At 63.6% G+C, this 12,259-nt stretch carries 6 protein-coding genes; 5 read left to right on the forward strand and 1 reads right to left on the reverse strand.

Translation table 11 applies throughout. From position 1 onward, the window contains the following. Positions 1-62: 62 nt before the first annotated feature. The 3 genes from SMAL_RS14625 (at position 63) to SMAL_RS14635 (ending at position 6,579) form a co-directional block, all read left to right on the forward strand. Positions 63-2,096, forward strand: a complete 2,034-nt coding sequence (locus SMAL_RS14625; protein WP_012511738.1) for an alpha/beta hydrolase family protein — start codon at positions 63-65, stop codon at positions 2,094-2,096. Between the two features lie 170 nt (positions 2,097-2,266). Beyond that, entirely contained in the window at positions 2,267-4,369 is a 2,103-nt protein-coding gene (locus tag SMAL_RS14630) for a M13 family metallopeptidase (protein WP_041864570.1), read from the forward strand. A 203-nt stretch (positions 4,370-4,572) separates the two neighbouring features. Continuing rightward, a complete protein-coding gene (locus SMAL_RS14635; RefSeq protein WP_012511740.1) occupies positions 4,573-6,579 on the forward strand; it encodes a M13 family metallopeptidase in 2,007 nt (668 codons plus the stop codon). A gap of 139 nt (positions 6,580-6,718) precedes the next feature. On the opposite strand, the gene SMAL_RS14640 is transcribed toward SMAL_RS14635, so the two are convergent. Further along, positions 6,719-9,742: a TonB-dependent receptor gene (locus SMAL_RS14640; RefSeq protein WP_012511741.1), complete on the reverse strand. Its 3,024-nt coding sequence runs from the start codon at positions 9,740-9,742 to the stop codon at positions 6,719-6,721. A gap of 317 nt (positions 9,743-10,059) precedes the next feature. On the opposite strand from SMAL_RS14640, the gene SMAL_RS14645 reads away from it, so the two are divergent. After that, positions 10,060-10,554 carry a VOC family protein gene (locus SMAL_RS14645; protein ID WP_012511742.1) on the forward strand — a complete coding sequence of 165 codons (495 nt, stop codon included), beginning with the start codon at positions 10,060-10,062 and terminating at the stop codon, positions 10,552-10,554. Between the two features lie 75 nt (positions 10,555-10,629). Then, positions 10,630-12,213 (forward strand): phytoene desaturase family protein, encoded by a 1,584-nt coding sequence (locus tag SMAL_RS14650; protein ID WP_012511743.1) that lies wholly within the window; start codon positions 10,630-10,632, stop codon positions 12,211-12,213. Positions 12,214-12,259: the final 46 nt, after the last annotated feature.

Consider the following 12,259-nt stretch of genomic DNA (forward strand, 5'->3'; position numbering starts at 1 on the left):
GGCTGCATATGGGGTGGGTGCAACGCCCACTCTCCCATTGCTCGGATACAGTGAGACGTAGCATGAAGCACTATCTGCTGCTGGCCGCGCTGGCCGTCGCCGCGCCGCTGCACCTCCATGCCAAGCCGGCGGTCCCAACGATCGAACAGCTGGCCGCCTTCCCGGACATATCAAGTCTCTCCGTGTCTCCGGACGGCACTCAGATCGCCGGGCTTCAAGCCCGCGGCGAAGATCGTGTGATCCTGGTCTGGAAGACCGACAACCTCAGCGCAGCGCCCACCACGATCGGCGCAGGCCGCATGAAGTTCCAGAGCGTGAGCTTCATCAAAGACGGACTGCTGGCGGTCACCCTGTGGCAGCCATTCGACCTGCGTACCGACCGCGTCAACAAGACATTCATCAGCAAGTTCTTCATCACCGATACCGAAGGCAAGCAGTGGAAGGAGCCAATCAGCGTTCCACGTGCCACCAGCCGCAATGAAGAACTGGAGCAGGCACTGTCCAATGCCACGGTCCTGGACACGCTGCCCAACGACCCGGATCACATCCTGGTGGTCAACGGTTCGGGCAGCAACTCGGGAGACGTCTACAAAGTCAACCTGCGCAGCTTCACATCCCAGCGCATCCAGAAGACTGAAGAACGCGTCGCCGGTTACCTCACCGATCTGAACAGCGAACTGCGCGCACGCCTGCGCCAGGACGTGGATGGTACCGGTGCCTACGTCGCCACCGAATTCCGCAACCCGGCCACCAACGCGTGGGAAGAACATTTCCGCTCGCATGTGAAGGACCGCGACATCACCCAGGTCGTCGGTTTCGCCGATGACCCGAACATCGCCTTCATCCAGAGCAACGTCGGCCGCGACAAGACCATCATCTACGAGTACGACATCACTGCACGCAAACAGAGGGAAGTGCTGTTCGAGCACAAATTCTTCAATGCAGGTTCAGTTCATGTGAACCGCTACAAGGATGTGGAGGGCGTGCCGTTCGGCGCACTGCTCGGCGTGACCTACAGTGGCCCTCGCGAGAACGAAGTTGAATGGACCCATCCGGTGTTCAAGGGCCTCAACCAAGGCGTACGCCAGGCCCTGGGCATCCAGTCCAGCGAAGTCACCTTGGTCGATCCCGCGACGGGTCAGCGCGCGACCACCCAGGCCGATACCGGCCGTGCGGTGCGCGTCGTCGACTACAGCAAGAACCTGAAGACCTTCGTGCTGGCCGTCTCTGGACCGGCCAATCCGCCTGAATATCACCTGCTGCGAAACGGCAAGCTGACCCTGCTGGCCAAGTCCTATCCGAAGATCGATCCGGCTGCGCTGGGCGATACCAGGCTGGTCTATTACAAAGCCCGCGATGGGCTGGATATTCCGGCGTTCCTGACCACCCCCAACACCGAACTGTGCGGTGCCGGTCCCTGGAAGGCGGTCGTGCACCCGCATGGCGGTCCGTGGGCCCGCGATGGCATGGACTTCGATGGTTCGATGTGGGTACCGCTGATGGCATCGCGCTGCATGGCCGTACTGCGCCCGCAGTTCCGCGGCTCCGCAGACTGGAGCCGCAAGCTTTGGATGGCCGGTGACGCCGAATGGGGCCAGAAGATGCAGGACGACAAGGATGACGGCGCCAAGTGGATGATCGACCAGAAGATCGCCCAGCCCGGCCACATTGCCATGTTCGGCTTTTCCTACGGTGGCTACTCCGCGTTTGCCGCCTCGGTTCGCCCGAACGGCCTGTACAAGTGCGCGATTGCCGGTGCCGGCGTCTCGGACATCAAGAAGATCTGGGCACGTTTCTATACCAACCCATTCTTCCGCCAAGCGCAGTCGAAGACCGTGGACGGCCTGAACCCGCTGGACAAGGCCGGTGAAATGAAGATCCCGTTGATGGTCTACCACGGTGACCGCGATCGCACGGTCCCCATCGAGCAATCGGAGTGGTTCGTGAACAAGGCCAAGGGCTCGGGCCAGCCGGTCGAGTTCCACGCCATCGCCGACTATGCGCATGGGCCGGCCTGGACCCGCGCGATCATGGGCGACCAGCTCAGGTTGATCGACGACTATCTTGGCAAGGGCTGCGGCGGCGGCGGTCTGTAACCAGAACAATGTCCATGCAAGGGCGCCCAACCGGGCGCCCTTGCACGTTCTGGCCCTTGCGCCCGGCCATGACCTTCGACACCCTTGCAGGACAGGCCGGCGGCGTATCGTTCGGCCCACGGCCGTCCCCGCGGCCCTTCCCTGACTCACTCGGCCTGGAGGCCATTCAAGTGACCCGTACTCCCAAGATCGTACTGCTGACCCTGGCCGTTTCGGCCGCGCTGGTCGGCTGCGGCAAGAACGAAACCCCGGCCAAGGACGCCACCGCCTCCACGCCGGCCACCACCGAAGCCACCAACTACACGCTGGACGAAAGCAAGCTGCCGGCCTACAACGCCTTCCAGCCGAGCGATCTGGACACCACCAAGGATGCCTGCGGCGCCTTCGGCGACTACGTCAACAGCAAGTGGCTGGCCGCCAATGAAATCCCGGGCGACCGCACCAGCTGGGGCGCCTTCACCATCCTCGACGAGCGTTCGGTCGCCGTGCAGCACCAGCTGGCTGAACAGGTGGCGCAGGTCAAGAACCCGAACCATATCGAGAAGATCGTCGGCGACCTGTGGGCAACCGGCATGGACGAAGCCAAGATCAATGCGCAGGGCATCGAGCCGCTGAAGGCCGACCTGACCGCGATCGACGGCCTGCAGGACAAGGCAGCCATCGCCAACTACCTGCGCACCAGCGCCGCCAAGGGTGACAACATCCTGTTCGGCTTCGGCGCCGAAGCCGACTTCAAGAACTCGGCCGTGAACATGGCCTACGCCAGCCAGGGCGGCCTGGGCCTGCCGGACACCACCTACTACACCGATGCCAAGAACGCGGACAAGCTGAAGGCCTACCAGGCGCACGTCGCCAAGGTGCTGGAGCTGTCCGGCGTCGCCGCGGCCGACGCCGCCAAGCAGGCCGAAGAAGTGGTCAAGTTCGAAACCCGCCTGGCCAAGGCCTCCAAGTCGCGCGTCGAGCTGTCGCGCAACGTCGAGCTGTTCTACAACCCGGTCACCCTGGCAGACGCCGACAAGCTGACCCCGAACTTCAGCTGGACCGAGTTCTTCAAGTCGCAGGGCGTGGCTGCGCCGGAGAAGTTCTCGCTGGCCATGCCGGCCTTCCATGAAGAAGTGAGCAAGGCACTGGGCGACGCCGATCCGGCGGTGTGGCGCGCCTACCTGCGCTTCCACACCGTGGACAGCGCTTCGCCGTACCTGGCCGACGCGTTCGTGCAGGAGAACTACGAGTTCTACGGCAAGACCCTCAATGGCCAGAAAGAACAGAAGCCGCGCTGGAAGCGCGTGCTGGGCACCATCGAAAATGATGCCGGCGAAGCCTTCGGCCAGCTGTACGTGAAGGTGGCCTTCTCGCCGGAAGCCAAGGCGAAGATGGAAGAACTGGTGAAGAACCTGGCAGCTTCGCTGAAGGAACGCATCCAGGGCCTGAGCTGGATGAGCGAGGAAACCAAGGCCAAGGCCATCGCCAAGTGGGAAACCTTCACCCCGAAGATCGGCTACCCGGACAAGTGGCGTGACTGGTCGGGCCTGCAGACCCAGCGCGACAGCTTCCTGGGCAATGTGCGCGCCGCCAGCGAGTTCAACTACAAGTTCAACCTGTCCAAGATCGGCAAGCCGGTGGACAAGACCGAGTGGGGCATGACCCCGCAGACGGTCAATGCCTACTACAACCCGCTGCAGAACGAGATCGTGTTCCCGGCCGCCATCCTGCAGCCGCCGTTCTTCGATCCGAAGGCCGACGACGCGCTGAACTACGGCGGCATCGGTGCGGTGATCGGCCATGAAATGACCCACGGCTACGACGACCAGGGTGCGCGCTTCGGGCCGACCGGCAACATGGAAGACTGGTGGACCCCGGCCGACAAGAAGAACTTCGAAGGCCTGACCGGCAAGCTGGTCAAGCAGTTCGACCAGTACAAGGTCGACGGCCAGGCGGTGAACGGCCACCTGACCCTGGGTGAGAACATCGCCGATCTGGGCGGCCTTGCCACCGCCTACGACGCCCTGCAGAAGGCCACCGCCGGCAAGGAAGATGCCAAGGTCGACGGCTTCACCCGCGACCAGCGCTTCTTCTTCAACTGGGCCACCGTGTGGCGCACCAAGTACACCCCGGAAAACGCCAAGGTCCGCCTGGCCACCGATCCGCACGCCCCGGCGCAGTTCCGCGCCATGGGTGCGCCGTCGAACCTGCCGACCTTCGCCGCTGCGTTCCAGTGCAAGGCCGGTTCGCCGATGGTCCGCGCCGGCGAACAGCAGGTGGTGATCTGGTAAGCCCTGGCTGATGCCAAGGTAGACCTGCAGAGGCCCGGGAATTCCCGGGCCTTTGCTTTTGGCGGCGCATTGCATGTCATCCACGAATGGCCTGGATCTACTGATGCCGGTGCCCCGCGAACACGGCGTGACGCCTGCATGCCGCGTCGATGCACGGCTTGCTATAGTGCGCGCGCCCTCAATCCATCACGGATTCGTTCCACATGCCCAATTTCCGTCCGCTTGCCATCGCCCTGGGCATCAGCCTGGCGACCCTGGTCCCGACCCACGATGCCTTCGCCGCCAAGAAAAAGGCCGCGCGCGCCCCGGCTGTCAGCGCCCAGTGCAGCGACTTCTACGACGCCACCAATGCAGGCTGGCTGAAGGCCAACCCGGTGCCACAGACCGGCGCCATCACCGCACTGGGCCAGCTGGTCGACCGCAGCCGCCAGCAGCAGCGCGAACTGCTCGACGCGGCGATGAAGTCGCCGCAGGGCAACGTGCAGAAGCTGCTGGGTGATTTCTGGGCCAGTGGCCTGGACGAAGCGGCCGTGGAAGCAGACGGCTCCAACCCGATCGCACCGCTGCTGACCCGCATCAACGCGATCAAGAAGGCCAAGGATGTACCGGCCTCGATCGCGGCACTGCATCAGGTCGGCATCCCGGTGGCCTTCAACTTCGGCCCGGACGTCGACCTGAAAGCACTGGACCGCCACATCGGCTACTTCATGCAGGGCGGCATGGGCCTGCCGGATCCGGCGTTCTATACCCGCACCGACGCCGACACCGTGGCCCTGATGGGGCGCTACCGCAACTACGTCAAGCAGATCCTGGCGCTGACCGGTACCCCGGCCGCCAAGCTGGATGCCGAGTCGCAGGCGGTGATCGCACTGGAAACCGAACTGGCACGCAATGCGCAGTCGCTGGCCGGCATCAACAACCCATTCAACAACTACGCGCCGATCTCCACCAAGGAGCTCAACAGCCGCTACCGCAATCTGCAGCTGGACGCCTTCCTTAAGGCACAGGGCGTGGATGACGATCTGGTCTCGCTGGCCGACCCGGGCCTGTTCAAGCAGCTCGACGGCATGGTCACCAAGCTCAAGCCGGACCAGTGGAAGGCTTACCTGCGCTGGCGCGTGGGCGACTCGATGGCGCCGTACCTGTCCAAGGCCTACCGCGACGCCGAGTTCGAATTCCGCGGCCGCGTGCTGCGTGGCGAGACCCTGCCGCCGCAGCGTTGGGAAGACGTGCTCGATGCGATCAACGTGGCCGCTGGCCCGATGGTCGGTCGCGAGTACGCCGCGCGTTACCTGTCGGCCGAAGACCGTCGCCAGGCGGCGTGGATCGTCGACAAGGTGCGCGAAGTGCAGATCGAAGCGGTCAAGAACAGCAGCTGGATGAGCGCCGAGGCCAAGACCGAAGCACAGGCCAAGCTGGCCGCGCTGAAGATCGAGATCGGCACCCCGCTGCGCGACCTCGACTACAGCGTGCAGCCGATGGGCCGTGGCTCGTTCGGCGGCAACATGCTGATTGCTTCGACCTGGCGCCATCGCGAGGAAATGAAGCGCATCGGCAAGGGCAACGCCGACCGCCGCTGGGACGTGCTGCCGCAGCAGCCGTCGCTGGCCTACGACCTGGCACAGAACCGCCTGATCGTCACCGCCGCGATCCTGCAGGGCCCGGTGTTCAACGCCAAGGCCGACGCCGCCGACAAGTTCGGCAGCTTCGGTGGCCTGGTCGGCCACGAGCTGACCCGCGCGATCGATGCAAAGGGCGCTCTGGTCGACGCCAAGGGTGAACTGCGCAGCTGGTGGACTCCGGCCGACAAGACCGCCTGGACCCTGCTCGGCAACCGCGTGGCCGCGCAGTACGGCAGCTATGATTTCCCGGGCGTGAAGGGTGCCAAGGTCAACGGCACGCTCACCCAGGAGGAGAACCTGGCCGACATCGCCGGCCTGGAGCTGGCCTGGGCGGCTTATCTCGCACAGGAGCCGAAGGCCAAGCAGGCACAGCAGCAGGGCTTCTTCCGCGCCTGGTCGGCGCTGTGGGCACAGCAGCTGTCGCCGAACGAAGCCGTGCGCCGCCTGACCGCCGACATCCGTGCACCGGGCCTGTGGCGCAGCAACGGCACGCTGGCCAACCTGCCGGCGTTCGGTGCCACCTTCAGCTGCAAGGCCGGCCAGCCGATGCAGCGCAGCGAGGCCGAGCAGATCAAGGTCTGGCGCTGATCAATAGGCAATAGCAGTAGCGGGAAGGGGCGCCCCCAGGGCGCCCTTTTCTTTGCTTGCTGCCCTGGGAGAAAAAAAGGACCCCGGCATTGCCGGGGTCCAATTCACATCTCATGGAGAGGTAGATCAGAAGCTGCGATCAGAAGTCATAGGACGCACTAATCCGGACCGAACGCGGTGCACTGAAGTAGGTGCCCATGCCGTAGGTGTTGGAGACCGTGTACGGACCATCCTCATAGACCGCGTCGGTCTGCACCGCACGGCGCTGGTTCAGCACGTTGAACACATCCAGGCCGATGGCCAGCTTGTGGTCGGCAAACGCCGGACGGTACATCACGCCCAGATCCACGCGCGTGGTCCACGGCTGGCGGCCAGCATCACCCGGGCGCGACGGCGAGCCAGCACAATAGTGGTAGGCCGCGCCATAACGCTCCGGATCGCTTTCGTTGGTGCCGTAGTAGCCGAGGCAGCTCTTGGGCATGCCGGACATGATGCGCAGCGTTGCCGAAGCGGACCACTCGTCGTTGAACATGTACGCGCCGTAGCCCTTCAGCTGGTGACGACGATCATTGGCCAGGTAACCACCGGCATACTCCATCAGCGTGCCGGCATCCCAGTCCTGGGTCTTGGAAACGTCGTCCTGGCCGATGTCCGATTTCACCTGGCCTTCGGTGTTGCCGAAGCTGCGCGACCAGGTGTAGTCCAGGCGGCCATACCACTTGTTGCTCAACGGGTGCTCGATGAACAGGTCAATCGCGACGTAGTCACGCTTGGCCTTCTTGTTGCCGAAGCCCCAGTCACTGGAACTCATGCGTACCGGGGTGTAGCCCGAACCATCGGCGTGCTTGACCATGATGGTATTGGTCTTGCCCGGGTTGAAGATCACGCACCCCGGAACTTCCATGTTACTGCTATCCACACCCATTGCATCGAGCTTGTCGACGATGCGATCGGATGCACACGTATCATCGATAGCCGACTGCAACCGGCGGTAGGTGAACTTCGCACCTGAGTTCCAGCTTTCACCCAGGGTCTTCTCGAAGCCCAGGATCAGCTCATCCTGGTACTGCGATTTCAGGTCGGTCGGCGCCACCGACAGCGGGTCCGGCGTCTGGCCGTACTCGTCGTTGGAGGAAACCGGACCCGGGCCAAGTGCGGTCAGGCCGGTCGGCACGCCATTGGCATCGATACCACTGTACGCGAAGTACTCGCGGGTGTAGGTGGACGCCGAAGCACCACGGATGGCGACACTGTTGGGCAGTGCCAGATAGTAGCGGCCCAGGTTGGCGAATACCTTCAGCGACGAGTCGCCGAACACATCCCAGCTCGCGCCCAGGCGCGGGGCCCACTGGTCACCGCTTTCCACGTAGGCGACGGCCGCACTGTTGTAATTGGTGAACTTGTCGTTGCGCACACCGATGGTCAGCAGCCAGTTCGGGGTGACCTGCCAGCGGTCTTCCACGTAATAGGCTTTCTGCTTCACCGACATGCTGGTGGTGGTGGAGAAGATGTACTTCTGCACGAAGTAGCCGTCACCGGGCGGCGGGGTGATGTCGAAGCCCGGGCTGGGCGACTCGCCCGGCTCCACACGGCCATAGATCCAGGCATAACCAGGACCGGTCATCGACTGCCCTTCGTTGTGCCCCTGGTAGTACATGTTGTCGATACCGGCAGTCAGCTCGTGATCGCCAAGGCGATACTGCAGATCGATCCGGAGGCCGCGCGTCTTGCTGCCGGCGTCGTCGGCCTTCTGGTAGAGCTCCGGCTGGTCATTGCGGATGGGGCGACCACCCGTGATGGACGGATCCTGGGTACCCGGGCTGCTCAGATAGGGATTGAGGGAGTTGGCCGGATTGGACTCCAGATTGCTCTGCTTGCTGCGACCCCAGACTGCACTCAGGGTCAGATCGTTGGTCAGGTAGCCGGTGTACTTGAAGATGTCGTAGTCGTCCTTGACCTTCGTGGTGTTCGGGAAGGTTCCGGTGCGATCACCCTCGCTCAGGTCGTCGTAATCGAACGAACGGTAGTAGCCCCCGTCACGGTCGGTATTCTGCACACGGGTGTATTCCAGCGTATTGCTGTCGTTGATGTTCCAGTCGATCTTGCCGTAGAACTTCGGCGAATCGATGGTGTAGTGGTTGCGGACCTGCTGCGAGGCAGCCTCACTGTTGGTCGACACACCCTCAACGCGATCCTTCTCCGCAGCCAGGTGGATGAACAAGCGATCTTCGATCAACGGGCCACTGGCATAGCCGCTGTAGGTGGTACGGGTCGCCACATCATCCTTGCGGTAGCGGTACAGCTTGCCGGCCAGCGCGTCATCCGTATAGGAATAGCGGTCGGGCAGCTGGCGGTTCGGATACATCACAGTAGCGGCCGACGCGGCCAGCGAGTCCGGCGACCAGGTCGTCTGCACGCCGAAGTGCCATTCATTGGTGCCGCGCTTGCCGAGCTGGTTGATGACGCCACCGGTGGATCGGCCATAGCTGGCGCTGTAGCCACCCATGTAGGTTTCCTGCTGGTCGATCGAGCCGTACGGCAGGCTGACGCCGCCCAGGTTGTTGAGCGGGTTGGACGCATTGAAACCGTTGAGGTAGTACGCATTCTCCGTGACGCTGGAGCCGCCGAATGACAGTACCGAACGCGAGCCGTTGGTGAAGGCGCCACTGCCCTGGACCACGCCTGGCGCCAACAACGCGATCGCTTCGGCGCTGCGGCCCAGCGGCAATACATCCAGTTGCTCGGAGGTGACCACCGACTTGGACACCGTATTGCTGACGTCGATCTTCGGTACATTGGCAGCGACTACGTTCACCGTACCCAGCGTGGTGGCTCCGGACGCGCCGCCGCCAAACGACACTTCAGTACCGCCACCCACCCTCAGCAACACGTTCTCGCGGCGCTCGACGGTCTGGCCATCGCGCTGCTGGGTAATCGTGTACTTGCCTACCGGCAACGAGCCGAGGTTGTAGCGGCCATTGCTGTCGACGGTCGCCGAGCGCGTCAGGCCGGAGTCGCTCTGCACGACAATGGTGGCGCCGGCGGGGGCGTTGCCGAACAGCGAGCCGGTGGTGCTCTGCGCAGCAGCGGCGCCGATGAATGAGGTCAGAACGACTGCGAGGGCGGTGCGCTTCAACCGTGCGACGTTGGTGCGGCTGGTCATGAAGTTTCCTTGATTCAGTGAGATCAGGCGTCTGTGGCAATTGCGCTGCAGCGAGGCGAAGGCTTCACGACAGCTGAACCCGATCTTAATTTCATCAATCAAACATATGCAATGGCAGATGAACGAACGTAACCATTTGATCCTGAAAGACAAATTTCGACACAATAGTGAAAATTTCTCATATTTCATTTACCTTTCAGTCACTTGCGGTCACTTCTGTCCTATTTGACTCGCCCGCACGCGCCCTGTGTCAGGAGATGCCGGATTAACGGTAGACGTGTTATCGCTGGTACTTCACCCGCTGCGGAGCGCCGCTCATGGCACACAAGAACACGATCTGTGTCTGGTACGACAACGGCGCGCTCGAGGCCGCCACCTTCTACTCCGGCCTCCTGCCCGACAGCGCGGTGACCGCCGTGCATCACGCCCCGGGCGACTACCCGGACGGCAAGGAAGGCAACGTGCTGACCGTCGAATTCACCGTCTGCGGCATCCCCTGCGTCGGCCTCAACGGCGGCACCGCGTTCACGCACAGCGAAGCGTTCTCCTTCCAGATCCAGACCGAGGACCAGGCCGAGACCGACCGCCTGTGGAATGCGATCGTCGGCAACGGCGGACAGGAGAGCCAATGTGGCTGGTGCAAGGACCGTTGGGGCATCTCCTGGCAGATCAGCCCACGCATGCTGATCGAAGCGGTGACCAGCCAGGACAAGGCACTGGCCAAGCGCGCCTTCAACGCAATGATGCCGATGAAGAAGATCGACATCGCCACCATCGAAGCGGCAATCAAAAAAGGGGACGGAGGGAATTAAGTCGTTCCCCCCCATGCCCTGTGCTCAGATGCAGATTGCGACTTAATCCCCTCCGTCCCCTTTTCCGAGGTGCTGATGACCTGGGATGCGATCGTCGTTGGTGGTGGCCACAACGGCCTGGTCTGCGCGGCCTATCTGGCGCGCGGCGGAAAGAAGGTGCTGGTGCTGGAACGTCGTGGCGTTCTCGGCGGCGCGGCAGTCACCGAGGAATTCCATCCAGGCTTCCGCAATTCGGTGGCGTCATACACGGTCTCGCTGCTGCAGCCGCAGGTGATCGATGACCTGCAGCTGCATGTACATGGGCTGCGCATCGTCGCGCGTCCCGCCAACAACTTCCTGCCGTTGCCTGATGACCGCTACCTGCTGTCGGCACCAGGCCGCACCCAGGCCGAAGTAGCGAAGTTCTCCGAACGGGATGCGCAGCGCTTGCCAGCGTACGATGCGCGCCTGGAGGTCTTCGCCGACGTACTGCGCGCATGGGCTCTGCGTGCGCCACCCGACCTGGGTGTGGCGGGCGGTTGGCGTGCCCTGCCCGCCCTGTGGCAGATGGGCCGCCTCGGTCGTGAACTGGCAACGCTGGATGCCTCGCTGCGGCAGGAACTGCTGGACCTGTTCACGCTCTCGGCCGCGGAGTACCTGGATCGCTGGTTCGAGAGCGAGCCGATCAAGGCGTTGTTCGGTTTCGATGGCATCGTCGGCAACTACGCCAGTCCATACACGCCCGGCAGCGCCTACGTGCTGCTGCACCACGTGTTCGGCCAGTGCAATGGCGTGAAGGGTGCCTGGGGCCACGCGATCGGCGGCATGGGCGCGATCAGCCAGGCGATTGCGGCCTCGGCACGCGAGGCCGGTGCGCAGCTTCGCGTGGATGCAGGTGTGCGGCGCGTGCTGGTCGAACAAGGCCGCGCGGTGGGCGTGGAATTGAGCAACGGCGAAACCCTGCGTGCGCGCGTGGTGATCGCCAACGTCAATCCGAAGCTGCTGTACGAGCAGCTTCTGGAGCCGGCGCAGGTACCGGCAGCTACGCGCGAGCGGATGGAGAACTGGCGCTGCGGTTCGGGCACCTTCCGGATGAACGTGGCGCTGTCGCGGTTGCCGGACTTCCGTGCCCTGCCCGGCCCGGGCGAGCATCTCAGTGCGGGCATCATCATGGCACCGAGTCTGGATTACATGGACCGCGCGTGGCTGGACGCGCGCCGCGAGGGCTGGTCGCGCGAGCCGATCGTGGAGATGTTGATTCCGAGCACGCTGGACGATTCGCTGGCGCCGCCCGGGCAGCATGTGGCCAGCCTGTTCTGCCAGCACGTGGCGCCGGTGTTGCCCGACGGGCGTCACTGGGATGATCACCGCGAGACTGTGGCCGACCTGATGATCGCCACCGTCGAACGGTATGCGCCCGGCTTCGCTGACAGCGTGCTCGGTCGACAGGTACTGTCACCGCTGGATCTGGAACGCACCTTCGGCCTGATCGGCGGCGACATTTTCCACGGCGCGCTCAGTGCCAACCAACTGTTCTCGGCACGGCCGATGGTCGGCCAGGCCGGTTATCGCGGTGCCCTGCCGGGGTTGTATCTGTGCGGCTCGGGAACCCATCCCGGCGGGGGTGTTACCGGCGCACCGGGGCACAATGCCGCGCAGGTGGTATTGCAGGACCTGTAGAGCCGCGCCATCGTGGAGGCGCGAGTACCCCGTCGCCTGCATGAAT

It is taken from the genome of Stenotrophomonas maltophilia R551-3 (genome assembly GCF_000020665.1).
Taxonomy (GTDB): domain Bacteria; phylum Pseudomonadota; class Gammaproteobacteria; order Xanthomonadales; family Xanthomonadaceae; genus Stenotrophomonas; species Stenotrophomonas maltophilia_L.

Excerpts from the sequence above, each read along its gene's own strand:
- SMAL_RS14625 (WP_012511738.1), top strand. The coding sequence starts at position 63 with ATGAAGCACTATCTGCTGCTGGCCGCGCTGGCCGTCGCCGCGCCGCTG.
- SMAL_RS14635 (WP_012511740.1), top strand. The coding sequence starts at position 4,573 with ATGCCCAATTTCCGTCCGCTTGCCATCGCCCTGGGCATCAGCCTGGCG.
- SMAL_RS14640 (WP_012511741.1), bottom strand. The coding sequence starts at position 9,742 with ATGACCAGCCGCACCAACGTCGCACGGTTGAAGCGCACCGCCCTCGCA.
- SMAL_RS14645 (WP_012511742.1), top strand. The coding sequence starts at position 10,060 with ATGGCACACAAGAACACGATCTGTGTCTGGTACGACAACGGCGCGCTC.
- SMAL_RS14650 (WP_012511743.1), top strand. The coding sequence starts at position 10,630 with ATGACCTGGGATGCGATCGTCGTTGGTGGTGGCCACAACGGCCTGGTC.